Genomic DNA, 23,832 nt, shown 5'->3' on the forward strand with positions numbered 1-23,832 from the left:
GGCCGGGACCCCGCGGGGTCCCGGCCGTCGCCGTTCGAAGAAGGGGATGGGCTACTGGCGGCCCAGCGCCCGGTAGGTCCAGCCCGAGGCCCGCCAGAAGGTCGGGTCCAGGGCGTTGCGCCCGTCCACGATCCGCTTGCGCGCCACCAGGCCGCCCAGCTCGTCCGGGTCGGCCTCGCGGAACTCCGCCCACTCGGTGAGCAGCAGCACCACGTCGGCGTCGGTGACCGCCCCGCGCATGGAGTCGGCGTAGTTCAGCTCCGGGTGCGCCGCGCGGGCCCGCTCCAGCGCCGCAGGGTCGTACACCGTCACCTGCGCGCCCAGCGAGGCGATGGTGGCGGCCACGTCCAGGGCGGGCGAGTCGCGGATGTCGTCGGAGTTGGGCTTGAAGGCCGCGCCCAGCACCGCCACGCGGCTGCCCGCGAAACCGCCGCCGATGAGCTGGCGGGCGATGTCGATGGTGCGCGCCCGGCGCCGCTGGTTGATGGCGTCCACCTCGCGCAGGAACGACAGCGCGGGCTCCACGCCCAGCTCGTCGGCGCGGGCCATGAACGCGCGGATGTCCTTGGGCAGGCAGCCACCGCCGAAGCCCAGGCCCGGGCCCAGGAACTTGCCGCCGATGCGGTCGTCGTAGGACAGCGCCTGCGCCAACTGGATGACGTCGGCCCCGGCCACCTCCGACACCTCCGCCATCGCGTTGATGAAGGAGATCTTGGTCGCCAGGAAGGCGTTGGCCGCCACCTTGACCAGCTCGGCGGTCTGGAGGTCGGTCACCAGGAACGGGACGCCGCCGTCGATCTGCTTGTGCCACAGCGCCCGCACGGCCTTCTCGACCCGCGGCGAGTCGGTGCCCAGCACGATCCGATCGGGCTTCAGGGTGTCCTCCACGCCGAAGCCCTCGCGCAGGAACTCCGGGCTCCAGCCCAGCTCGGCCTCCTCGCCCGCGGGCGCCAGCGCCGCCAGCCGGGCGGCCAGGGTCGCGGCCGTGCCCACCGGCACCGTCGAGCGGCCCACCACCACGGCGGGGCGGCTCAGGTGCGGCGCCAGCCGGTCCACGGCGGAGTTCACGTAGCTCAGGTCCGCGGCGCCCGACTCGTCCTTCTGCGGCGTGCCCACGCAGATCAGGTGCAGGTCCGCGAACTCGGCGACCTCGGCGAACGAGGTCGTGAAGCGCAGTCTCCCGGACTCCAGACCCGAGACCACCAGGTCCTCCAGCCCGGGCTCGAAGAAGGGCACACGACCGGAGCGGAGCATCTCGATCTTGGCCTCGTCGACGTCCAGGCCCAGCACCTCGAACCCCAGTTCGGCCAGGCAGGCCGCTGTGGTGGCGCCCAGGTAACCGGTACCGATGACGGAGACGCGCATACGGTCCGCTTCGATCACTGGTTGAGTCCTTCCTCGCTTTCGTCCGCGCCCGTATCCCATGGTTGTTCCCGCTCGTGGCGGTGAGCACCCGGGGGAGGGCGGAAAGGCGGACATGAGTCGGCGTCGGGGGAGACCCGCACGCGGAGCCTCACCCTACGCTCCGGGACATGGCCCGTACCCGAACAGGGCGTGAACACATCAGGCGCTCAGGTTACCGGTGCGCACCCGGTACCGGACACAGGGCCCCGGAGCGCCTCAATCCCGGCGTCCGGACTCCCCGTCCAGCGGTGTCCACCCGCCCTCGCCCCGGGAGAACGGCGTGGTCGTCCTGGCCGGATCGCCCTCCCGCGGCTCCCAGACCTCGGTCGCGGTCCGGCGGCCGGGGACCTCGGGCACGGTGTCGCCGACCGGCGGTTCCGGCAGCTCCTCCCGGGGCCCGTGCACGCGTTCCCAGGGGGCGGCCATCATGGCGGGCCCGGCCTCCGCGGGGGAGCGCCAGCGGCCCGGCAGGGCCGCCGAGAACAGCAGCAGCGCGCCCAGCGGCAGCGCCACGGACACCCCGGGCCCGCCCGGGTACACGAAGCTCTCCGGATTGAGCCATGACAGCGCCGACCCGAGCGACGCCGGGTGCACCGCAGGCCACAGCGCCAGTGCGGCCAGCGGCAGCCCGGCGGCCCCGGCGGTGAGCGGCGAGACCCGGGCCGCGGCCAGGTACGCGCAGGCGAAGCCGACGAGGACCAGCAGCACCGCGGCCGCGACCGGGGCGACCGACACACCGCCCTCCAGGAGCCCCGGGAGTTCGCCCGCCGACCAGGACACGGAGATCCACAGCAGGGGGGCCAGGGCGATGCCGACCAGCAGGCCGAGCAGGTGGCGGAGCACGGGAGCACCTTCCTTCGCGGGGATCACCCGCAGATGTTGTCCCGGGCGGTCGAGGTGGTCAGCGGGGCGTCCCCGGCCGAGGGGGACTCCTCCGGCTCGGGGGCCTCGACCTCCGGAGCGTTGAACGTCGTGTAGTTGAAGCCGATCACGATCTGGATCTCGCCGTCCAGGGTGGTGTCCTCCACCACCTCGGCGCCCGGGATCGTTCCGGCCACGTACTCGGCGGCCGCGGCGTCGCCGGCGCCGTGCCGGACCTGGGTGGCGGGCACGTCCCTGCTGCTCCAGTCGGAGGCGGGGTCGGGCACCTGGAACCCGGCACCGGCCAGGGAGCCGTCCAGGGAGGCGCCCAGCCCGGGGGTGCCGGTGCCGTTGAACACCCGCACCCGGATGTCGGCCGGGACGGGCTCCGCCGCTTCCTCCTCCTGCGCGGAGGGCTCGTCGGAGGGCCCGGTGATCGGGCGGTCGGCGTTGATGTCGGCGAACAGGTCGCGGGCGGCGGGCTCGTCCCACAGCAGGGCGACGTCGCCGCGCGGGGTCCAGAAGTCCATGTCGGCGATGGGCACCTGCGCGAAGGTCACCGCCGCCATGTCCAGGTCGCGCATCTGGTAGGCGAGCTCGTTGATGGTGGAGGTGTCCAGCCCCTCGTCGACGGTCACCGACGACAGGGCGCTGTCCAGGAACGCGGTGAGCTTGCCGGGGTCGGACAGGGTCTCGCTGCTCAGCGCCTGGTCCAGCATGGCCGCCAGCACCTGCTGCTGCCGGTCGATGCGGTCCAGGTCGCCGCGCGGGGTGGCCCGGGTGCGGGCGAAGGCCAGGGCCTCGGTGCCGTCCACCCGGTGGGTGCCCGCCGCCATGTCCAGGTGGGCCTTGGGGTCGTCGATCGCCTCGGGCAGGCACACCTCGATGCCGCCCAGCGCGTCGACCACGCCGACGAACCCCGAGAAGTCGACCTCCACGTAGTGGTCGATGCGCACGTCCGTGACCGTTTCCACGGTGCGCACGGCCAGCTGCGGGCCGCCGTAGGCGTAGGCGGCGTTGATCTTGTCCTCGCCCTCGCCGGGGATGTCCACCCACAGGTCGCGGGGGATGCCGACGACGGTGATCCGGTCGCGCTCGTGGTTGAGCCGGACCAGCATCATCGTGTCGGAGCGGCGCCCGGGCGTGGAGCCCACGCTCAGCGCGCTGCGGTCCTCCTCGGCCAGGGTCTCGCGGCTGTCGGAGCCGATGACCAGGAACGTCAGCCCGCCGGTCTCCTCGGGGCGGTCCCCGTCGGCCAGGCCGCCGAAGACGTCGAAGCGGTTGAGGGCGCCCGACATCCACCCGGTGATCGCCCAGGAGGTCCCCGAGGCGAGCAGGACCAGCACGGACAGGACCGACATCACGACCAGGCCCGCGCGGCGGCGGCGGACGGCGGGGGAGGGCACGGTGATCCGGCCGGACCGGGAGGAGCGCCGGTCCCCGGGCGGGATCGGCCGGGACCGCTCACGGCGGAACTCGCCGCCGCCCGGTCGATTCCGTCCCCCGTTGTCGTCGTTCATCGGTTTCCCCGTCCCGCCCCGGTCAACGGTGTCCTCAACCCTTAGGTTGTCACCCGATCCCCCGCATCGTGTGAGATGTCGATCCTCGGCGTGTTGTTCTCGGCTTGGGGCGTCACCGTCGGGATGGGGGAGAAAAGGGGCGGGGTCTCCACTGCAGGTCGAAGACCCGGCTCTGTGGTACTTTGTCGCCGATCTGACCGGTACCCGGCGCCGCCCCGCACGGCGCGGGACTCCCCGCCACCGGTTCCCTTCCCGGACACGGACGCCTTCATGTCCGCCGTTCCCCCTGATATTCCGGAGAAACCGATGACGCATCCCCCCGTTTCCCCCAAGAACTGGCTCGTCACCGTTCTGCTGTCCTTCTTCCTGGGCTACCTCGGCGTCCACCGCTTCTACGCGGGCAAGATCGGCACGGGCGTCCTGATGCTCGTCACCTGCGGCGGTGTGGGCGTGTGGGCCCTCATCGACTTCATCATGGTGCTGCTCGGCAGGTTCCAGGACTCCGACGGCCTCCCGATCAAGAACCAGGCCTGAGACCCCGCCGGCCGCGCCGGGAGACCGGCGCGGCCGCCGCCCGCGGTGCAGTACCTTGGACGCGCGCGGGCGTCGATGCCCCCACGCATCCGCCGCGCAGTCCGACACGTCTCGATCTTGGGAAGTGCCCGTGTCCTGGCCGCCGGTCTCCGTCGTCATGCCCGTCCTCAACGAAGAGCGCCACCTCGCCGCCGCGGTGGAGCACGTCCTCGCCCAGGAGTACCCGGGCGAGCTGGAGGTCGTGCTCGGCGTGGGGCCCTCCGAGGACCGCACCCGCGAGGTCGCCGACGGCCTGGCCGCCGCCGACCCCCGGGTCAAGGTGGTGGACAACCCCACCGGCAGGACCCCCTCGGGCCTGAACGCCGCCATCGGCGCCTCCTCCCACGACATCGTGGCCCGCATCGACGGCCACGCGATGATGCCCTCCGACTACCTCCGCGTGGCCGTGGAGACCCTGGAGGAGACCGGGGCCGACAACGTCGGCGGCATCATGGCCGCCGAGGGCACCACCCCCTGGGAGAAGGCGGTCGCCGCCGCCATGACCTCCAAGGTCGGCGTGGGCAACGCCCGCTTCCACACCGGCGGCGAGGGCGGCCCGGCCGACACCGTCTACCTGGGCGTCTTCCGGCGCTCGGCGCTGGAGCGCGTGGGCGGCTACGACGAGGCCTTCCTGCGCGCCCAGGACTGGGAGATGAACCACCGCATCCGCGAGAGCGGCGGAGTGGTGTGGTTCCAGCCGCGCATGCGCGTCTCCTACCGCCCGCGGCGCAATGTCAGGCTGCTGGCCAAGCAGTACTTCCACTACGGCCGCTGGCGGCGCGTGGTGGCCCGCCAGCACAAGGGCACCATCAACCTGCGCTACCTGGCGCCGCCCGTCGCCCTGACCGGGGTGGTCCTGGGCCTGCTCGGCGGCCTCCTGTGGTGGCCGCTGTGGCTGGTGCCCGCCGCCTACCTGGCCCTCGTGGTCGCCGCGTCGCTGCCGCTGGGCCGCGGCCTGCCCGCCGCCTCGCTGCCGCTCATCCCGGTCGCCCTGGCCACCATGCACATGTCGTGGGGCGCGGGCTTCATCACCAGCCCGCCCGGTCTGGGCTCGGACTCCCGTACCGCACGGGCCTCCCGGGGCGCCCAGGCCTCCTGAACCGGGCCCGGTTCCGGCATGATGTCCCCATGGACGAATTGCGCGGAGACCAAGCGGATTGGGGCTTCGACGGGGAGACCGTCGACATCGTCTACAAGAAGTCCTGGACCGGCAGCGCGCTCCTGAAGGAGCTCGGCCGCCTGAGCGTCCCGGTGGGAGCGATCGCCGAGGTCGAGTTCACGCCGGGCGGCGGCCGCCGCAAGGGGTGGCTGCTCCGGCTCTCGCTGCGCGAGCGCATGGACCCCTACGCCGCCGTCGGCGCCATGCTCCGGGACGACCTCCAGCCCTTTCGGCTCACCGGTCCCGCCAAGACCGAGCTGGTCGCCGAGTACCTCGCCGACCAGATCCGGTTCGCCGCCGAGCAGGCCGAGGGCGACCCGGCCCCGGAGACCGTGACCCGGCTGGTCCCCGCCGTCCCCCTGCACATCAAGACGCGGGAGGGCACCGCCACCCTGGACGGCTCCACCCTGCGCCTGGTGTGGTCCGGCGACTACGCGAGCGCGGCCAAGCGCCGCGCGGGCCGCCGCGAGTACGACCTGTCGGAGATCTCCAGCGTGGACTGGGGGCCGCCGGACGGCTGGGGGTGGGGCTTCCTGCGCGTGGTCCCCGCCGGCGAGCCGACACGGGACGGGCGGCCCAAGCACGACCTCGGCATGCTGCGCTCGGCCGACGACGGCGGCGAGATCTACAAGGTGTTCCTCATGGCCGCCACGGTCACCGCGCACGTGTGGGCCCGGGGCGGCCCGGCCCCGGCGGGCCCCGGCGGCCGCTGGCGGGAGATCGCCCGCGGCACCGTCCGCGCGCTGACCGGGGCGCCCGCGCTCCTCGGCGCCGACACCGGCCGGGACGCTCGGCCGGACCCGGACGCGCGGGCGGAGGAGGCCCCGGACGGGGCCGAGGGGGAGCGCGGCCCCGACACCGCGTGGATCTTCGCCCAGATCGAACGGCTGGGGGAGCTGCACGCCAAGGGACTGCTCACCGACGAGGAGTTCGCCGCCAAGAAGGCCGAGCTCCTCGACCGGATCTGACCCTCGGCCGGCCCCGGCCGGCGCCTCAGGCGGCGCCGTTGAGCTCCGCCTCGCGCAGCGCGGCCACCGCGCCGGGCACGTCGTCCACCACCACCGCGTCCATCCCGGCGGCCGCGAACATCGCCGCGTCCTCCGGGGCCGGGCACCAGGAGGCCACCTCCAGGCCCGCCTGGTGGGCCAGGTCCACGGTGTACTCCACCGAACGCCGACCGGGCAGCGGGCCGTCGTCGGTGAGGCCGAACGACCGCACGTCCACGGCCACGATCGGGCAGCCCAGCCCCACCGCGCCCGCGACCGCCTGGTCCAGCGGGTTGCGCACGAACGGCATCCACGCCGTGGGCACCTCCGGGGCGCCCTCGTGGACGGCCAGCAGCACACCGGGGTCGAACGAGCACACGAACACCCGGCGGCGCTCGGCCTCCCGCCGCAGGTACGGCATCAGCAGCGAGGCGGTCCTGCGGGCGGGGGCGTCCACGGCGTCCTCCATCACCGTCTTGACGTCCACGTCCAGGCCCACCTGCGGGGGGATGGCGGCCAGGCCCTCCTCCAGGCCCACCAGCCCGGCCCGGGCGCACTCGGCCGCGGTCAGGTCCACCACCGCGCGCCCGTCGTCCAGCGCCGCGTTGTGGTAGAGCACCAGCTCGTCGTCGGCGGTGCGCCGCACGTCGATCTCGATCCAGTCGGCCCCGGCCGCGACCGCGGCGCTGAAGGACTCCGGTGTGTTCTCGCGGGCCTGGTCGACCACTCCGCGGCCCACGCCGCGGTGGCCGATGACCTCCGTCGTCCCGCCGAAGACCCCGCTCACGGCGCCGCCTCGTGTAGGGGGGCGTCCCCCCGGGACCGGCGCAGCAGCGCTTCGGCCACCTCCACGTCGCCGGGGTTGGTCACCTTGATGTTCGTCTCTTCGCCCGACACGATCCGGACCTCCTTCTCGGGCAGGTAGCGGAGCACGACCCCGCAGTCGTCGGTGGCGACCAGGCCGGGGTCGGCGGTCGCCAGGGCGTAGGCGCGGCGCACCGTCCCCAGCCGGAAGCCCTGCGGGGTCTGCATGCGGCGCAGCGAGGAGCGCGCGGGGACCTCGGCGACCGCCTCGCCGCCGGGGCCCTCGACCACGCGCACCACCGTGTCCGCGCTGGGCACCGCCACGCCCACGGCGTCCGCTCGGGCCAGGGCGGCCACACAGGCGGAGACGGTCGCGGGGGAGACGAGCGGCCGGGCGGCGTCGTGCAGCAGCACGAGGTCGTCGTCGGCGGCGCCGGACACCGCGGCCAGGGCCGCCACGGAGGTGTCGGTGCGGGTCGCGCCGCCCGGCAGGACCCGGGTCAGCTTGGCGAACCCGGCGTCGGCCAGCAGCTTCTCCGCCCGGGGAACGTACTCGTCCACCATGAGCACGATGATCTCGTCCACGTCGGGGCACGCCTCGAACGCGGCCACGGCGTGTTCCAGGATCGTCCGGCCGGCCAGCGGCAGGAACTGCTTGGGGGTGTCCGCGCCCATGCGCGCCCCGACCCCGCCGGCCAGGACCGCCGCGATCACCCGCGGGCGCCCGGCGCCGTCCACCTCGTCCACCGATCTCCTCCTCATGGCGGTCTCCCCGCCGGCGGCGAACCGGCGGGGCCCGTACGCGGAACGGAGGGTGACGCGGCGCGGACGCGACGGTTCCGGCTCCCGGCGGGGACGCCCGCGGCCGCGGCGGCCCGGATGTTGCGCGCGTGTTTCCGTTCCCTAGGAGCCGAGGCTAGTCGACCGGCCCCGGGCACGCATGGTCACGGTCCGGACACGGATGTGCGGCAGGTTGGTGGGCGCGCCCCGTCCGTCGCAGCGGTAATCTATGCACGCCTGTTCAATGTGCCCGGTCCGACCGCGACCCACAGCGGTCGTCGAGCCGGGCGCGGTCCGTGACAATCCCCCGGTCGCCCGGACACGTCCCCCCGTTTCCCCGGTCGTCGTCCGACCGGGGCCGTGGACCGCGCGTGTCGACCGGTGCGCGCAGGCACGAGCACCCACCTGTCCGGTGGCGCGAGCGTGGACCGGACGGCAATTCTTTCGATCCTTGGAGGTGGCGGTGGCGTCAAGGGCGCTGGCCGTCTGGGAGCACCGGAAGGTCGTCGGCCTCCTGGTCCGACGCGACCTGAAGGTCAAGTACCAGCAGTCGATTCTCGGATACGCCTGGACGATGTTGGAGCCGCTGGCTCTGACCCTGGTCTACTTCTTCGTCTTCGGGGTCATCCTGGGGGCCGACCGCGGGATGCCCGCGAACGCGATGGAGTACGGCGGTTTCCTGCTCTTCCTGGTGGCCGGGATCCTGCCGTGGAACACCTTCGGCGCGATCCTCAGCGAGGCCCCGCGCGCGATGATCACGCACTCCAAGCTGATCACCACGATGAAGGTGCCCCGGGAGATCTTCCCCACGGCCACGGTGGGCACCAAGTTCATCGAGTACCTGCTCACCTGGCCGGTGCTGATCCTCTTCGTGATCTTCCTGGGCGGCCGCCCCTCCTGGGAGGGCGTGCTGGTCTGGCTGCCGCTGGCCATCCTGCTCCAGTTCACCATCGGCCTGGGCCTGACCCTGCTGCTGTCCTCGATCAACGTGCTGGTGCGCGACGTCGAGCGACTCGTGCGCATCGCCTCCCGCATCCTGTTCTACGGATCGGCGATCCTGTACCCGGCGTCCATGGTCCTGGAGTCGGCCCGGGTGCCGGAGTGGCTCAAGGTCGCCTACCAGTTGAACCCGCTGCTGGGTATCTTCGAAATGCACCGCGCGGTGTGGTTCGCCGGGTTCGAGCAGCTGACCCCGGGGCCGATCGCGATCACCTCTGCGGTCGTCGGTTCGCTGCTGATGCTGGTCATCGGATACTGGACGTTCCGCCGCCTGGAGATGTCCGTCCTGAAGGAGTTGTGATGGCCCAGACCGACTACGGCACCGACCTGGCGAGCGGCCCGGTCATCGAGGCCAAGGGCCTCGGTGTCAAGTTCGCGGTCAACCGCCGTCGCAAGCGCAGCCTGCGCGAGATGTTCATCCACGGCACCAAGCGCGACCCCAACGCCGAGGGGGACGAGTTCTGGCCGCTGCGCGACGTGTCCTTCGAGGTCGCCCGCGGCGACTGCGTCGGCATCGTCGGCAAGAACGGCACCGGCAAGTCCACCCTGCTCAAGATGATCGCCGGGGTGCTCATCCCCGACGAGGGCGAGGTGCACGTGCGGGGCAAGGTCGCGCCGCTGCTGGAGCTGCGCGCGGGCTTCAACGACAACCTCACCGGCCGCGAGAACGTGTACCTGGTGGGCTCGCTGCACGGGATGACCGAGAAGCAGATCGACGAGCGCTTCGAGGAGATCATCGACTTCGCCGAGATCAAGCAGAAGTTCGTGGACACCCCGGTGCGCCACTACTCCAGCGGCATGAAGGTGCGGCTGGGCTTCGCCCTGATCTCCCAGCTGGAGCACCCGATCATGCTGGTCGACGAGGTGCTGGCGGTGGGCGACAAGGCCTTCAAGCGCAAGTGCTACGAGGCCATCGAGCGGATGCTGGCCAACCACCGGACCATGGTGCTGGTCTCCCACAACGAGGGCGACCTGCGCCGGTTCTGCAACCGCGGCCTGTACATCAAGGGCGGGGCGCTGGCGCTGGACACCGACATCGACGCCGCGCTGGCCGCCTACAACGAGGACACCAAGGCCGAGATCGCCAAGCGCAAGAAGGCCGAGGAGGCCAAGAAGAAGCGCGCGGAGGAGGCCGAGAAGAAGGCCGGCGGCGACAAGGACGGCGGCCAGGCCGCCTGACCCCCGTCGCGCCCCGAGGGCGCCCCAGGGGGCTCTCAGGGCTCGGAGAGGACACACGGTGCGCACTGCCGGAGGATTCCGGCGGTGCGCACTTTGTCATCTGACCCGACCGAAATGGCGCCACGCCGCTCTGAACAGGCCAAACGGACACCTGTGGCGTGTCAGTGATTGATTGACCACAGAGCGTGGGTGACGGTTGCTCTCACCGAGAACTCGAGAGGGACACGCCCATGGCCAACGGCACCGTGGCGCGCTCGACCGCGCGCCTCCTCGAACGCAGGCACGTCACCCGGGCGGGGATGAGCCGGATCGCCGTGATGGTCTCCGTCGGCGCCGCCGTCTGGTTCACCCGCCCGGACACCGTCGGCGGGCTGGCCGGCTCGGCCTTCCTGGTGGCGGTGCTGTTCTGCGACTCCGTCCGCGAGCGCATGCGCGCCGGGCGCTACGACGCCCTCACCCTGTGGCTGTCCGCCATGCTCTCCCAGCTGCGCGAGTACATCGTCTACCTGGGCCTGGCCGTGGGCGCGGTGCTGGCCGGGGCCGGCGGGGCCTGGGGGTGGGCCGCCGGGGCCCTGGTGGCCCTGGCGCTGCGCGACGCGCTCCTGGTGGCCCGGGAGGCGCCTCCCGCGCCCCCGGTGCCGTCCCGGCGCGTCCGGGGCGCGGGGACGGCGGCCGGGGAGGCGGCGGTGGCGCCCGCGGCGGCCGGACTCGTCCCGCGCCCGGCCACCGGGGGCCACGACCGGGACGGGGCCGCCGCGCCGTCCGGCCACCGGACCTCACGGCCGGGCCCCCGGCCCGCGTCCGGGGCGGTCCCCGGGGGCGCCCCGCGGCCCCGCCCCGCCGCGTCGCCGGGGCAGGGGGCGCGGCGGCGGGCGCCCGCCGCCGACCTCGCCCGGCGGCTGCTCGCCTTCCCCCAGCCGGTCCGCTTCCTGGCGATCGCCGTCACGGCCACGCTGTGGGACCCGCGGATCTCCTTCGTCACCCTGATCGTCGGCTGCGCCATCGCCATCACCACCGCGCTCGTCGACCCCGCTGCGGCCCACGGGGGGCGGCGGTGAACGGGGCGCAGAGGGCCGCGGGCACCGCCGGGACCGTCCCGGACCTGCGCGCGCTCCGTGATGACGGTCACTTCTGCCGCCTGGTGGGGCGCGTGGCCCCGGGCCTGATCCCGCCGCTCCCGACCGCGGCGGCGGCCGCGATGGTCGTCCTCGTCCTCCTGGCGGCGGACCGCGGGCTTCCGGCAGGCATTACCCTGTTCGCACCGGTCGCTGCCCTGCTACTGTCCGGAACGGCCTCGGGCCACCCCCACGACGGACGGTTCGACCGACTCGTTCCGCCCGTTCTGCGCGTCATGGAGTACGCGTACCTGATGGTCGTGGGGCTCGCGTCCGGTGTACCCGGTCCCCTGGTGTTCGTACTCTTGATGACGGTGGCCTGTCACCACCGCGACGACGCCGTCCGCCCCCCGGTCGGTGTGGCGAGGTCGCCGCGGACGCGCGCGGCCGCCCTCGGCTGGGACGGGCGCATGCTCGTCGTCGCGGCGGGGAGCGCGCTGCACGCGCCCGTTCCGGTCTACGGCATACTCGCCGGATACCTGGCGGTGCTGCTCGTCACCGAGGCGGTGCGCACCTGGAGCGCCACGCCGGTGGCCGACGTGCTCCCGGCCGGCACCGTCCCCGAGGACGGCGCCGGGCCCGGACACCCCCGGCCCGGGTACGGCCAGGAGGGCGACCCTGCACCGGTCGCCGAAACGTTCGGGGAGGCGTAGGACCTCCCCGCTAAGGAGGAACACGCCCGCATGCTCGGAATGGTTCTCGCCGCAGGCGCGGGGCGGCGTCTGCGCCCCTACACCGACACGCTGCCCAAGGCCCTGGTGCCCGTCGACGGTGAGACGACCATCATGGACATCTCGCTGCGCAACCTGGCCGCGGCCGGCCTGACCGACGTGGTCGTCGTCGTGGGCTACCGCGCCGAGGCCGTGGAGGCCCGCAAGGAGGCGCTCGAGGAGCGCCACGGCGTGAAGCTCACCCTCAGCTACAACGACAAGGCCGAGGAGTGGAACAACGCCTACTCCCTGTGGACCGCGCGCGAGTTCTTCTCCGAGGGCGTCCTCCTCGTCAACGGCGACACCGTGCACCCGGTGAGCGTCGAGGAAACGCTACTCGCCGCCAGGGGTCCGGAACTCCTCCTCGCGGTGGACAACGTGAAAAGCCTCGCCGACGAGGAGATGAAGGTGACCCTCGACGACGACGGCCACCTCGCCACCATCACCAAGCTCATGGACCCGGCCACCGCCGCCGGCGAGTACATCGGCGCCACCCTGTTCGAGGGCTCCCTGGACGCCCGCCTCGCCGACGCCCTCAAGGCCACCTGGGAGCGGGACCCGCAGCTCTACTACGAGGACGGCTACCAGGAGCTCGTCCGCCGCGGCGAGAAGGTCTCGGTCGCCCCCATCGGCCGGGTGGAGTGGGTCGAGGTCGACAACCACGACGACCTGGCCAAGGCTCGGGAGATCGCGTGCCGCTACTAGCCCGAATGCTGCCCTCGCCGGTGGCCATCGACGTCCGGCGCGGGGCCATCGCCTCGCTCGGCTCGGTGCTCGCCGACCGGCGCATCGCCACCGAGGGCCGGATCGCCGTCGCGGTCGGCCCCGGCCAGGGCGAGCAGATCGCCGCCGACCTCGACCTGCCGCACTGCGAGGTGTTCCGGGTCGAGGAGGGCACCGTCGACGCCGCCAACGAGCTGGGCAGGAAGCTCCGCTCGGGCGCCTACGAGGCGGTCGCCGGGATCGGCGGCGGCAAGACCATCGACGTCACCAAGTTCGCCGCCACCATGGCCGGCATCCCGATGGTGGCGGTCGCCACCAACCTGGCGCACGACGGCATCGCCTCCCCGGTCAGCTCCCTGGAGCACGAGGGCGGCAAGCCCTCCATCGGGGTCACCATGCCCATCGCCGTGGTCATCGACGTGGACTACGTCCGGGCCGCGCCCTCCCACCTGGTGCGCTCGGGCGTCGGCGACGTGGTCAGCAACATCTCGGCCATCGAGGACTGGGAGCTGTCCGGGCGGATCAACGGCGAGCCGGTCGACGGCATGGCCGTCACCTTCGCCCGGGTCGCGGCCGAGGCGGTCCTGCACCGGCCCGACTCGATCGAGTCCGACGCCTTCCTCACGGTCCTGGCCGAGGGCCTGGTCCTGTCCGGGATGGCCATGTCGGTCGCCGGGTCCAGCCGGCCCGCCAGCGGCGCCTGCCACGAGATCCTGCACGCCGTCACCCAGCTCCACCCGGGCAAGGGCAACCACGGCGAGCTCGCCGGCCTGGGCGCGCTGTACGCGTCCTTCCTGCGGGTCCGCCACCTGGGCTGGTCCGAGGCGCGGATGGGCGAGATCCGGGACTGCCTGGTCCGCCACGGGCTGCCCGTGGTGCCCTCCGACGTCGGCCTGGACGATGAGGCGTTCGCGCGGGCCGTGGTGCACGCGCCGGACACCCGTCCCGGCCGGTTCACCATCCTGGAGCACCTCGGCCTGTCCGAGAGCGAGATCGGACGGAGCGTCGCGGACTATGTCAAGACCGTCGGTCGCTGAGGTCCGCGCGGGTGGCCAGCCCGCGGGGATCAAGGAGCGCACGAACGAGGAGCACTGGGCGGGCCGCCTCTACATGAGGGACCTCTCGCCCTACGTCAGCACCTTCTTCGTCCGGCTGGGCGTGCCGCCGAACCCCATCACCTACCTGATGATGGCGTTCGGCGTCCTGGCCGGCGTGGTGGTCGCCTTCGGCGGGCTGTGGTCGGCCCTGGCGGCCGCCCTGCTGATCCAGGTCTACCTGCTGCTGGACTGCTCCGACGGCGAGGTCGCCCGGTACACCGGCCGCACCAGCGTCACCGGGATCTACCTGGACCGGATCGGGCACTACGTGGCCGAGATCGCCCTGCTCATCGGCCTGGGCGTGCGCGCCCAGGGCGGGCTGGAGCCGGGCGGCTGGGTGATCCTGGGCATGGTCGGCGCGATCGGCGTGGCCCTCATCAAGGCCGAGACCGACAACGTCGTGGTGGCCCGAGCCAAGGCGGGGCTGCCCGAGAAGGTGACCGACGAGGCGATGCGCCCGCGCTCGTCCGGGCTGAGCCTGGCCCGGCGGCTGGCCTCCGCCCTCAAGGTGCACCGGCTGATCCAGGCCGTCGAGCTGTCCCTGATCGTCGTGGTGGCCGCGGTGGCGGACCTGTTCCTGGGCGACCTGCTGGCCACCCGGGTCCTCGTCGCCGCCTGCGCGGCGGTGGCGGCGCTGATGAGCGTCGCGCACTTCGTGAGCGTGGTGGCCTCGCGCCGCCTCGAATAACGCGTCGATGACGTTCGCGTCACATACGGGGCCGCGGCCCATACCCCGCCCGCGGCCCCGTACACCGGGCTTTTATTCTTTCGTTAGCCTGTTCCTGCGAATGTCGGTCTTCGTCAACCTGCAAGAAGCCTGTCGTCCACTGATACGGTCCCGAACATGACCACACCCGTGATTCCGCCCCGGACCGAGGGGTCCGCGACGGAGGTCTCCCGAGGGCCCAGAGCCGAACGGAGCCGTCCCCAGGTGTCCGGTGCCAGCAAGCCCACCCTCTCCTGCGTTCTGCTCACCATGGGCAACCGCCCGGCCGAGCTGCGCCGCGCCATCACCAGCGTGTTCGAGCAGGAGGGCGCCGACGTCGAGGTCGTCGTCGTGGGCAACGGCGCCGACCTGCCCGAGCTTCCCGAAGGCGTGGTCACCGTCCGCCTGCCGGAGAACGTGGGCATCCCCGAGGGCCGCAACCACGGGGTGCGCGCCACGAAGGGCGACGTGATCCTCTTCCTGGACGACGACGGCTGGTACCGCTCCACCGACCTGGCCCGGCACGTGCGCGAGCGGTTCGCCGCCGATCCGTCCCTGGGCGCCCTGTCCTTCCGTATCGCCGACCCGGACGGCGGCCCCGACCAGCGCCGCCACGTGCCGCGGCTGCGGGTGGGCGACTCCCGCCGCTCCAGCGTGGTCACCACGTTCCTGGGCGGTGCCAGCGCGGTCCGCCGCACCGCGTTCGAGGCGGGCGGCGGCCTGCCGGGCGACTTCTTCTACGCCCACGAGGAGACCGACCTCGCCTGGCGGATCATGGACGCCGGGTACACCATCGAGTACGACGCCGACGCGGTCATGTACCACCCGGCGGTCGCCCCGACCCGGCACGAGAACTTCTACCGGCTCAACGCCCGCAACCGGGTGTGGCTGGCCCGCCGCAACCTGCCCTGGCCGCTGGCCTTCGCCTACCTGGGCACCTGGGTGGCCCTGACCGTGCTCCGCGAGCGCGACCGCGCCTCCCTCAAGGCCTGGTTCGCCGGCTTCCGCGAGGGCTGGCGCGAGGACGCCGGCCCGCGCACCCCGATCCGCTGGTCGACCGCCTGGCGCATGACCCGCGCCGGCCGCCCCCCGATCATCTGAGCCGCCTGAGAGCGGCGGGCCGACCGGAAGGGGCCCGCCACTCTCAGACGTGCGGCCACAGGGTGACTTGCACGATCACGATCTCTCGCAGGTGCCGGGCCACGATGAACTTGAAGAATCCCACATCGTCGCCGAGTGGGAACTCGCGTAGACCCCCCGACCGGTCGTGCGGTCTACCCGCCTGCTCGGCGTCGGGGCCGAGGGCGGACAACTCGGTGGCGAGGCGTTCGATCTCGGCCACCGCCCCGACGGGCAGCCCTGAGGAGAGGTCGGGCGGCTCGAAGCACCAGGTCCAGTCGTTCACTCGTCAAGCCTGGCATCAGCCCAGGCTTGGATACGGGAGATCTCCGAAACAGCCTCTTTGGTCTCGGGGGAGCCGGAGTCGACCAGGGCGAGGAGTTCGCTCCGACGGCGCGCCACCGCCGGATGGCGTTCGACCTCGATGAACTGGGCCCAGGAACGGCAGAAAAGCCACAGCGGGCCGATGCTCTCACTGGTCTGGGCTCGGGTGCTGGCCTCCAGGAGCCTGCGGTCGAACTCGGGAACCTGCGATGGTGCGATCCTGGTCAGGGCATCCCGGAGCGCCGCCGGTGTCGGCTCGGGCCTGCGGATCGTCGGTTCCTCGGAGTTCCAGACCACGGGCTGCTCGGACATCACTGCTCCCACCCAGGTGGCGACCCCTGTATATACAGGATTCCTGATGTTCTGTAGCTACAGATTATCCCTTGGGGCGCCGTCGAGGAGGCGCTCTGAGAAGTGGCCGGGCGTGCCATGATGGGCGTCCCCGCCCCGTGAGCCTCGGGGCCGTACCCCCTGGGAGGCAGTGTGGCTTCCAGCCTGCTCGGTCTCATCATCCTGGTCGTGGTCGCCCTGGGCGGCCTCGCACTGGTCGGCGGACTGGTCTTCTTCATCGTCCGGGCGGCCAGGCCCAAGACGCCGCCCGCGCGGCAGTACCACCCGGGCGCCCCGCAGCGGCCCCATCCGGGACAGGGCGGGCCGCAGTACCCGCAGGGCCCTCCCGGACAGGGGTGGGGGCCGCCGCCGGGCGGCCCCGGACCGCGCTGAACACGGCGACGGGCCCCTCGCGGTGCGAGGGGCCCGTCCCGTTCCCTCCCCGGCCGGGTGGCGGTCCGGTCGGGGACGGGGATCAGACCTCGGTGACGACGGCGTCCCGCTCCAGGCGCGGCAGGCGGTCGAACCAGGCGTCCGGCCCGGGGCGGCCGATGTTCATCACCACGACCGGGCGCAGCGGCGAGTCCTCGCCGAAGAACTCCTTGCGCACGCCCTCGGCGTCGAAGCCGGTCATCGGCCCGGCGGCCAGCCCGGCCGCGCGCACGCCGATGATCAGGTAGGCGATCTGCAGGAACGCGTTCTTGACGGCCATGTCCTCGCGGGCCCCGACCGGCATCTGCGCGAAGTTCTCGCGGGCGTCGGGGGCGACCGGGAAGGTCGTCGGGAAGTTCTCGTGGAAGTCGGTGTCCGCGGACAGGATGAGCGTCAGCGGGGCCGCCGCGGTCTTGGGCGCGTTGTTGCCCGCCATGTGCGGGACCAGGCGCTCGCGGGCCTGCTCGGAGCGGACCGCGGTCACCCGCAGCGACTGCAGGTTCATCGCGGTGGGGCCGTACTTGACCAGTTCGTAGATCTCTCCGAGCTGCTCCTCCGTCACCGGCTCGTCGGTGAAGGAGTTGGCGGTGCGGGCGGCCCGGAACAGAAGGTCCTGGGCGTCCTTGTCGAGCAGCAACTGGGTCATGGTCGTACCTCGGTCGGTCGTGGGGTGTGACCGGCACGAACGTGCGCCGGTCGGTACACCCGCACCCAACCTGCTTGACCAGGAAGATATTTCCTATGCCAAGTAAGTGTGGTCGCCCTCACTCGCCGGAGCCCGCTCGTCACTGCGCTGACGCGGTATCCGCGGCGTCGGACCGCCCGCCTCGTCCACCCACTCCTCGAGCTGCTTGACGAACGCCCGGGCCTGGACCGGCCAGTGGTACGAGGTCTGCGCGATGCGGTGGCCGGTCCGCGCCAGCCGGCCGCGCAGGCCCTCCTCCGCGCGCAGGCGCAGCACCGCGTCGGCCGCCGCGGCCGGGTCCTGGAACGGCACCACCAGGCCCGCGGGCCCCTCGGGCCGCTCGGTCACCAGCCGGACCGCCACCGGGCTCGGCGAGGTGACCACCGGCAGCCCGTGCGCCATGTACTCCACGACCTTGGTCGGCATCGAGTGCCGGTAGTTGGGGGTGTCGTGCAGCAGGCTGATGCCCGCCATCGCCCCCGCGCACATCCGCAGCGCCCGGTCGTTGGGCACGAACCCGTACCAGGTCAGCGCGTCCTCCTGCTGCGCCTCGCGCAGCAGCGGCCGCACGCCCGCGTCGGCGCCGCCGATGATCTCCAGGCGGACCCCGTGCGGCTGGAGCAGGCGCCCCAGCTCGACCATCTCCCGGGCGCCCCGGGCCAGGGACACGTGCCCCAGGTAGACGACCCGGTCGTCGCCCGGAAGGCGGGTCGGGGAGTCGGGGACGTCGGTGGTGTTGGGCACCACCGGGTGCGGCCGCCGGAACCGGTCCCGGTACCCCTCCTCGGCGAGCAGCAGCTTCATCCGCCGCTCCGCCCGCCGCTCGAAGGAGCGCACCAGCATCCCCAGCGGGCGTCGCGCCGGCCGGGGCACCCACGGCTTGGTGAGGACCGCCGCGGCGGTGTCCTCGTGCACGTCCCACACCGTCACCGGGCGCTCGGCCGGCAGCGCCAGCAGCAGCTCGGGGTCGTGGAAGAGCAGCAGGTCGGCCTTGGGCGCGTGCTCGGCCAGCACCGCCCGGGCGGCGCGCAGGGCGGACAGCCGCTCGCGCCCGGAGGCGCGCGGGACGTCCACGGAGCGCAGCTCGCTCCACGGGGTCACGCCGCACTCGCGGAACGGCGCGACGTAGGTCACCGTGTGTCCTGCGTCCAGCAGGGCGCGGATCTGCCGGTGCAGGATCCGGGCGTCCTCCGGGTGGTGGACCACTGTGGCCACAAGCGCGTGCATCACATCACCTACCTGTGTCGCCGGTAAGGCGCATCTGAGAAGATGATCCGCTTTTGGGCAGCGGTACCGGCTGTGCGACACGGTATTCATCTGCGGAAACACGCAAAGGTCGGCGGGGTGGACGCCCGGGGGGCAACCGGTGAACCTTGGTGCGACGGCGAGTGAACACGCGAGGGCACGCCGTCGGACACCGGGTGTCCGGGACGGCGCGCCCCCGTTCGTCGGGCCCGTGTACGGGCTCTCGGGCGTGTTCGGTGGATGCTTTCGTGAGCCTCGGCGCTCGCGCCGAGTGCCGGGAGCGGTCGTCGGGCGATCTCTCGCGAGCCGCCCGGCGGCCGCGACCCGGGATGATCCGCCGAACAGCCCTAGAGGACCTGGATACCCTCGCGCTGGACGTAGCGGCGGGCCTGCGCGGGCACCACCGTCGGGTCCTCGTCCTTCGGGGTGCGGCGCAGCACGCCGCGGGTGTCCAGCAGCAGCCGCGCGTACTCCTCCAGCAGCTTGGGCCGGTACTCGCTGTGGTCGGTGAGCAGGATCACCAGGTCGGCCTCGGCCAGCGCCCGGTCCAGATCGGTGGACCGCTCGATGTCCTGCCCGTCCACCTGCCAGGACTCCACGTGCGGGTCGTGGTAGGTGAGGGTCGCGCCCTTGGCGAGCAGCTTGCGCGCCACCGGGCGGGCCGGCGACTCGCGCTGGTCGGCGATGTCGGCCTTGTAGGTCACGCCGAGGAGCAGCACCTTGGACCGCGACAGCGCCAGCCCGGACTCGTTGAGCAGCTCCTGGGCGCGCTGGATGACGTAGGACGGCATCCGGCTGTTGATCTCCTGGGCCAGCTCCACGAACCGGAACGGGTAGCCCAGGGTCTTGACCTTGTACGACAGGTAGTTCGGGTCGATCGGGATGCAGTGCCCGCCCACGCCCGGACCCGGGTAGAAGGCCTGGAAGCCGAACGGCTTGGTGGCCGCCGCCGCGATCGAGTCCCACAGGTCGACGCCCAGCTCCTGGCAGAAGATGGCCATCTCGTTGACCAGGGCGATGTTGACGTGCCGGTAGGTGTTCTCCAGCAGCTTGGCCATCTCGGCCTCGCGGGTGCCCCGCGCCCGGACCACGGTGTTCACGAACCGGCCGTAGAACGCGGCCGCCGCCTCCCCGCACTCGGGCGTGAGCCCGCCCACGACCTTGGGGGTGTTGGCCACGCCGAAGGTCGGGTTGCCCGGGTCGATCCGCTCCGGCGAGAACGCCAGGTGGAAGTCGGCGCCCGCGACCAGCCCGGACTCCTCCAGGATGGGGCGCACGACCTCCTCGGTGGTGCCCGGGTAGGTGGTCGACTCCAGGATCACCAGGGTGCCGGGGCTCAGGTGCGCGGCGATCGACTTGGCCGCGGAGGTGACCGCGCCCAGGTCGGGGCCGCCCTCCGGCGACAGCGGGGTCGGCACGCAGATGACGATGGTGCGGGCGGTGGCCAGGACCGACGGGTCGGTGCTCGCCGTGAACCCGCGGTCCAGCATGGCGCGCACGTCCTCTTCGGACAGGTCGTCCACGTGCGACACACTGCTGTTGAGGCCGCGGACGACGCGCTCGTTCACGTCGAGTCCGGTGACCTTGAGACCGGCGGAGCAGGCTTCGGCGGCCAAGGGCAGACCGACGTAACCGAGACCGATGATGACAAGGTCGCCGGTCACCGCGGACTGCTCGGCTGCAAGGGCTGGGTTGGAGGCTGCGGCATCCACTTCGTGGTCACACTCGCATTCGTTTCGTGAACGGGCGCACTTCATCGAGGACAGCCGGGAACGTCACTGCAAGCGGGACGTTCGAGTGTAGATAGCCGTTGTCCGCGATCACGGGATCTGGCCTGGTTCGGACATTCTCCGGATAAGGGCCCGGTACGCGTGGTTGTAGCGGTATACGGCCCCGGTCCATGTTCGGTTCGCCCCGATAAGGCTGCGACCTGCGAGACCGTAGGCCTCTCGCCTTTCCCGACTGTAAGCGAGTTTTGTCAGGACATCAGCGAGACCTGCCGATTCGCCTGGAGGAATTAACTCACCGGTCACCCCAGGTTCCACGATCTCTCGCAGAGCCGGAAGGTCACTGGCCACAACCGGCAATCTTCCGGCCATGGCCTCCACGGGTTTGAGCGGTGTCACCACCCGGCACACGCGGTCGTCGCGCCGCGGCACGGCGAACACGTCCATCGCGGCGTGGTGCTCGCGCACCCGGTCCGCGGGGACCCGGCCGGGGAAGTGGGCGGCGCCGGCCAGCCCCAGCTCCTCGGCGCGGGCGCGCAGCGCCGCCAGCTCGGGGCCGTCGCCGACGATCAGGGCGTGCGCCCGCTCGCCGGCCCCGCGCATCCGCGCCACGGCCTCCAGCAGGGTGTCCAGGCCCTCGTAGCCGTAGCAGCTGGTGGTGGTGCCGACCACGAACTCCTCGGGGCCGATGCCCCATTCCGCCCGCACCGCGGTGCCCGGCGGCAGCGGCTCCAGGAACGACTCGTCCACCGCGTTGGGCACCACGAGCAGCCGCTCGGGCGGCACCCCGCGCGCCTCGATGTCGGCGCGCATCGCCTCGCCCAGCGTCACCACCAGGTCGGCGGCGAGCATGCACTCGGTCTCCTGTGCCCGCTCGTGGCGGTAGAAGGCGTCGTCCACGCTCCGCGAGGGGTCGCGGGACAGCCACGACTCCTCCAGGAAGCCCCGCACCTCGTACACCACGGGCAGGCCGAACCGCTGCCCCAGGGCCAGCGCCAGCCGGGCGTTGCGGTGGTTGCTGGCGGCGTGCAGCACGTCCGGCCGCACCTTCTCCACCAGCTCGGACGCCAGCTTCAGCCCGGACGCCAGCTCCTGCCCGGGGTCGGCCGGGGCGGTCCACGGCAGCAGCCGGTGGTAGGGGATCCCGTCCACGCGCACCAGGGTGCGCGCGTCCCTGCTCCCCTTGTCCAGGGGGTGCCCGACCCGGCTCACCACGTGCACGTCCATGCCCGCCTCGCGCTGGGCGACGGCGATGCGGTGGGTGCGCTGGGTGTACCCGGCGTTGGTGTGCGGCAGTGCGTTGGTGACCAGATGCAGCACCCGCACACCCGACCCGTCCACCGGACCCTCCGGAGGCGATGCGAGACGTTCACCTGCGGGGCTTTCCGGTCGCCGAGCGTTCACCGTGTCTTCGGGCCGCGTTGGGGCATCGCGGGTTAACGTGATCCCGTGGTGGACGGGCGACGGGGACGGGGACGCGGCGACGGCCCGCCCCGTGGCCAGGTCCGTCCGGTGGACGGCCCGGTCGCGGACCGGCCCCGGAGGAAGGCGTTCGAGCAGTTCGCGCGCCGTCCGGGTGTCCCCGGCGGCCAGGCAGGCCGCCACCAGGCGCCCCACCCTGCGGGGCCCGGCACCGGACGCGGCGGCGAGCACCGCCTCGCGCGCCTCGGCCCGGCGCCCCTCGTCCCACAGGGCGTAGGCGCGGGCCTGACCGCCCACCCGGGCGGCCGCGCCGCGCGCCGCGCGCCGGGCCGGCCCCGGCATCAGCCGCAGCGCGAGCAGCGGCGTCCGGGCGGGGTCGGAGCGCAGGTGGCGCCAGGCCGTCGACGCGGTGAACGTCACCGCCCGCAGCCTGCGGGTCCGGGGACGGGGCGCTTCGGAAACAGGGATGTCATGCACGGTCAGTCACCCAACCACGCGGATGTGGCCGGATGGTGACACCACGGCGACACGGACGGGACGTCCCGGCGAGGAACGCCCCACCGGACCGCCACGGCCCCACCGGAACCGGTGGGGCCGAACGACGAACAGAAGGAGACCAGAGAGCCGTGGCAGCGAGCGCCCCCCTGGGCAGCCGGGACACCGCGATCGTTCACGTGGTCGGTGCCCGCCCCAACTTCGTCAAGGCCGCCCCCGTCGTCTCCGCCCTGCGCGACCGCGGAGCCCACCAGGCGGTGGTGCACACCGGCCAGCACTACGACGACCGCATGTCCGCGGTGTTCTTCCGCGACCTGGGCCTGCCCACCCCCGACGTCGACCTGGGCGTGGGCTCGGGCTCGCACGCCGCGCAGACGGCGGCGCTCATGGTCGGACTGGAGCAGGAGTTCACCGCCCGCGAACCCGGGATCGTCGTCGTGTACGGCGACGTGAACTCCACGGTCGCCGCGGCCCTGGTCTCCGCCAAGCTGCACATCCCGGTGGCGCACGTCGAGGCGGGCCTGCGCTCCTTCGACAACACGATGCCGGAGGAGGTCAACCGCCGGGTCACCGACCAGCTCAGCGACCTGTGCTTCGCCACCTCGCCGGAGGCGATCGGCCACCTGGCCGCCGAGGGAATCTCCCCGGACCGGGTCCACCTGGTCGGCAACCCCATGATCGACACCCTGCTGGCCAACCTCGACCGGTTCGACGCCGAGGCCCTGCGCGCCCGCCTGGGCCTGCCCGAGCGCTACGTCGCCGCCACCCTGCACCGCCCGGCCAACGTCGACGACCCCGACACGGTGGCGCTGCTGGTCGCCCGCCTGCACGAGATCGCCGACCTCGTGGACGTGGTCATGCCGGTGCACCCGCGCGGCAAGGCGGCCTTCGACCGCGCCGGGCTGGGCGACCACCCCCGCGTCCACCTCCTGGAGCCCCTCGGCTACCTCGACTTCGTCGCCCTGGTCCGCGGCTCCGAGGCCGTCGTCACCGACTCGGGCGGCGTGCAGGAGGAGACCACCGTCCTGGGGGTCCCCTGCCTGACCCTGCGCCCCAACACCGAACGGCCCATCACCATCACCCACGGTACCAACCGCCTCGTCACCGAGGCCGACCTGCTCCAGGCCGTCACCAAGGTCCTGCACGGCCACGGCTCCGAGGCACTGCTCGACACGACCCCGCCCCTGTGGGACGGCCGCGCCGGTGAGCGCATCGCCGCCGTCCTGACCCAGTGGTCCAGGTGATCCCATGCCCCGTCCCCTTCCTTCCCGAAGAGCCCCCGGCCCCCGTCCCCCGGCGGACGACGCCGGGTCCGGCGGTGCGCCGCGGCGGTACCCGGCAGGGCACCCGGCCCAGGGCCCGACACGACACAAGGCGGGCGAATCCACCGTTCCGCCCTCTTCCGGCGGTACCGTTCCCCGACAGAGGGGCAGGTGA

At 72.8% G+C, this 23,832-nt stretch carries 24 protein-coding genes; 13 read left to right on the top strand and 11 right to left on the bottom strand.

The window, feature by feature from the left end; genetic code table 11:
• Nucleotides 1-51: 51 nt before the first annotated feature.
• The 3 genes from ACFVNO_RS02580 to ACFVNO_RS02590 form a co-directional block, all read right to left on the bottom strand.
• Nucleotides 52-1,383, bottom strand: coding sequence for a UDP-glucose/GDP-mannose dehydrogenase family protein (locus ACFVNO_RS02580; protein WP_355256463.1), 1,332 nt, complete (start codon nucleotides 1,381-1,383; stop codon nucleotides 52-54).
• A 237-nt stretch (nucleotides 1,384-1,620) separates the two neighbouring features.
• Nucleotides 1,621-2,247: a YIP1 family protein gene (locus ACFVNO_RS02585; RefSeq protein WP_378888644.1), complete on the bottom strand. Its 627-nt coding sequence runs from the start codon at nucleotides 2,245-2,247 to the stop codon at nucleotides 1,621-1,623.
• Nucleotides 2,248-2,270: 23 nt separating this feature from the next.
• The gene (locus ACFVNO_RS02590) at nucleotides 2,271-3,785 is read right to left on the bottom strand and encodes an LCP family protein (RefSeq protein ID WP_378888647.1); all 1,515 of its coding nucleotides are present in this window, start codon (nucleotides 3,783-3,785) and stop codon (nucleotides 2,271-2,273) included.
• Between the two features lie 306 nt (nucleotides 3,786-4,091).
• Here ACFVNO_RS02590 and ACFVNO_RS02595 point away from each other — a divergent pair, with 306 nt between their 5' ends.
• From ACFVNO_RS02595 to ACFVNO_RS02605, 3 genes are all read left to right on the top strand, one after another.
• Complete coding sequence (locus tag ACFVNO_RS02595; protein WP_220564952.1) at nucleotides 4,092-4,319, top strand: TM2 domain-containing protein; 228 nt, start codon at nucleotides 4,092-4,094, stop codon at nucleotides 4,317-4,319.
• Nucleotides 4,320-4,449: 130 nt separating this feature from the next.
• Nucleotides 4,450-5,457 (top strand): glycosyltransferase family 2 protein, encoded by a 1,008-nt coding sequence (locus ACFVNO_RS02600; protein ID WP_355256472.1) that lies wholly within the window; start codon nucleotides 4,450-4,452, stop codon nucleotides 5,455-5,457.
• A gap of 29 nt (nucleotides 5,458-5,486) precedes the next feature.
• Nucleotides 5,487-6,485, top strand: a complete 999-nt coding sequence (locus tag ACFVNO_RS02605; RefSeq protein ID WP_355256475.1) for a DUF4429 domain-containing protein — start codon at nucleotides 5,487-5,489, stop codon at nucleotides 6,483-6,485.
• Between the two features lie 25 nt (nucleotides 6,486-6,510).
• Here the strand turns inward: ACFVNO_RS02605 and ACFVNO_RS02610 are convergent, their stop codons facing one another.
• Entirely contained in the window at nucleotides 6,511-7,290 is a 780-nt protein-coding gene (locus ACFVNO_RS02610; protein WP_220564955.1) for a glycerophosphodiester phosphodiesterase, read from the bottom strand.
• Complete coding sequence (locus ACFVNO_RS02615; RefSeq protein ID WP_378888652.1) at nucleotides 7,287-8,069, bottom strand: 2-C-methyl-D-erythritol 4-phosphate cytidylyltransferase; 783 nt, start codon at nucleotides 8,067-8,069, stop codon at nucleotides 7,287-7,289. Before ACFVNO_RS02615 ends, ACFVNO_RS02610 begins: the two co-directional genes overlap by 4 nt.
• Before the next feature lie 469 nt (nucleotides 8,070-8,538).
• Here ACFVNO_RS02615 and ACFVNO_RS02620 point away from each other — a divergent pair, with 469 nt between their 5' ends.
• The 8 genes from ACFVNO_RS02620 to ACFVNO_RS02655 all read left to right on the top strand — a co-directional run bounded on the left by ACFVNO_RS02620 (nucleotide 8,539) and on the right by ACFVNO_RS02655 (nucleotide 15,717).
• Nucleotides 8,539-9,387, top strand: coding sequence for an ABC transporter permease (locus tag ACFVNO_RS02620; protein ID WP_355256481.1), 849 nt, complete (start codon nucleotides 8,539-8,541; stop codon nucleotides 9,385-9,387).
• Nucleotides 9,387-10,265, top strand: coding sequence for an ABC transporter ATP-binding protein (locus ACFVNO_RS02625; protein ID WP_355256484.1), 879 nt, complete (start codon nucleotides 9,387-9,389; stop codon nucleotides 10,263-10,265). Before ACFVNO_RS02620 ends, ACFVNO_RS02625 begins: the two co-directional genes overlap by 1 nt.
• A gap of 230 nt (nucleotides 10,266-10,495) precedes the next feature.
• On the top strand, nucleotides 10,496-11,323 hold the full coding sequence (locus tag ACFVNO_RS02630; RefSeq protein WP_378888657.1) for a hypothetical protein: 828 nt from the start codon (nucleotides 10,496-10,498) through the stop codon (nucleotides 11,321-11,323).
• On the top strand, nucleotides 11,320-12,033 hold the full coding sequence (locus ACFVNO_RS02635) for a DUF5941 domain-containing protein (protein WP_355256490.1): 714 nt from the start codon (nucleotides 11,320-11,322) through the stop codon (nucleotides 12,031-12,033). Before ACFVNO_RS02630 ends, ACFVNO_RS02635 begins: the two co-directional genes overlap by 4 nt.
• Nucleotides 12,034-12,063: 30 nt before the next feature.
• Nucleotides 12,064-12,795, top strand: coding sequence for a phosphocholine cytidylyltransferase family protein (locus ACFVNO_RS02640; RefSeq protein WP_355256493.1), 732 nt, complete (start codon nucleotides 12,064-12,066; stop codon nucleotides 12,793-12,795).
• 5 nt (nucleotides 12,796-12,800) lie between these two features.
• Entirely contained in the window at nucleotides 12,801-13,850 is a 1,050-nt protein-coding gene (locus ACFVNO_RS02645) for an iron-containing alcohol dehydrogenase family protein (RefSeq protein ID WP_355256496.1), read from the top strand.
• Nucleotides 13,828-14,598, top strand: coding sequence for a CDP-alcohol phosphatidyltransferase family protein (locus ACFVNO_RS02650; protein WP_355256499.1), 771 nt, complete (start codon nucleotides 13,828-13,830; stop codon nucleotides 14,596-14,598). Before ACFVNO_RS02645 ends, ACFVNO_RS02650 begins: the two co-directional genes overlap by 23 nt.
• 288 nt (nucleotides 14,599-14,886) lie before the next feature.
• On the top strand, nucleotides 14,887-15,717 hold the full coding sequence (locus ACFVNO_RS02655) for a glycosyltransferase (RefSeq protein ID WP_355257091.1): 831 nt from the start codon (nucleotides 14,887-14,889) through the stop codon (nucleotides 15,715-15,717).
• A gap of 43 nt (nucleotides 15,718-15,760) precedes the next feature.
• Here ACFVNO_RS02655 and ACFVNO_RS02660 read toward each other — a convergent pair whose 3' ends face one another.
• Together ACFVNO_RS02660 and ACFVNO_RS02665 are read right to left on the bottom strand one after the other, a co-directional pair.
• Nucleotides 15,761-16,021: a hypothetical protein gene (locus ACFVNO_RS02660; protein WP_355256501.1), complete on the bottom strand. Its 261-nt coding sequence runs from the start codon at nucleotides 16,019-16,021 to the stop codon at nucleotides 15,761-15,763.
• Nucleotides 16,018-16,383 carry a hypothetical protein gene (locus ACFVNO_RS02665; RefSeq protein ID WP_355256503.1) on the bottom strand — a complete coding sequence of 122 codons (366 nt, stop codon included), beginning with the start codon at nucleotides 16,381-16,383 and terminating at the stop codon, nucleotides 16,018-16,020. Before ACFVNO_RS02665 ends, ACFVNO_RS02660 begins: the two co-directional genes overlap by 4 nt.
• A 159-nt stretch (nucleotides 16,384-16,542) precedes the next feature.
• On the opposite strand from ACFVNO_RS02665, the gene ACFVNO_RS02670 reads away from it, so the two are divergent.
• Nucleotides 16,543-16,782 (top strand): hypothetical protein, encoded by a 240-nt coding sequence (locus tag ACFVNO_RS02670; protein ID WP_378888664.1) that lies wholly within the window; start codon nucleotides 16,543-16,545, stop codon nucleotides 16,780-16,782.
• Nucleotides 16,783-16,864: 82 nt separating this feature from the next.
• On the opposite strand, the gene ACFVNO_RS02675 is transcribed toward ACFVNO_RS02670, so the two are convergent.
• From ACFVNO_RS02675 to ACFVNO_RS02690, 4 genes are all read right to left on the bottom strand, one after another.
• Complete coding sequence (locus ACFVNO_RS02675) at nucleotides 16,865-17,467, bottom strand: malonic semialdehyde reductase (protein ID WP_355256509.1); 603 nt, start codon at nucleotides 17,465-17,467, stop codon at nucleotides 16,865-16,867.
• A gap of 93 nt (nucleotides 17,468-17,560) precedes the next feature.
• On the bottom strand, nucleotides 17,561-18,733 hold the full coding sequence (locus ACFVNO_RS02680; RefSeq protein WP_220564966.1) for a glycosyltransferase: 1,173 nt from the start codon (nucleotides 18,731-18,733) through the stop codon (nucleotides 17,561-17,563).
• 365 nt (nucleotides 18,734-19,098) lie between these two features.
• A complete protein-coding gene (locus ACFVNO_RS02685) occupies nucleotides 19,099-20,463 on the bottom strand; it encodes a nucleotide sugar dehydrogenase (protein WP_378888669.1) in 1,365 nt (454 codons plus the stop codon).
• A gap of 108 nt (nucleotides 20,464-20,571) precedes the next feature.
• Nucleotides 20,572-22,320 (bottom strand): glycosyltransferase family 4 protein, encoded by a 1,749-nt coding sequence (locus ACFVNO_RS02690; protein WP_378888672.1) that lies wholly within the window; start codon nucleotides 22,318-22,320, stop codon nucleotides 20,572-20,574.
• A 206-nt stretch (nucleotides 22,321-22,526) separates the two neighbouring features.
• On the opposite strand from ACFVNO_RS02690, the gene wecB reads away from it, so the two are divergent.
• On the top strand, nucleotides 22,527-23,639 hold the full coding sequence (gene wecB, locus ACFVNO_RS02695) for a non-hydrolyzing UDP-N-acetylglucosamine 2-epimerase (protein WP_355256519.1): 1,113 nt from the start codon (nucleotides 22,527-22,529) through the stop codon (nucleotides 23,637-23,639).
• The last annotated feature ends 193 nt before the right edge of the window (nucleotides 23,640-23,832 follow it).

Source organism: Nocardiopsis sp. NPDC057823, assembly GCF_042797335.1.
GTDB classification, from domain to species: Bacteria; Actinomycetota; Actinomycetes; order Streptosporangiales; family Streptosporangiaceae; genus Nocardiopsis; species Nocardiopsis changdeensis.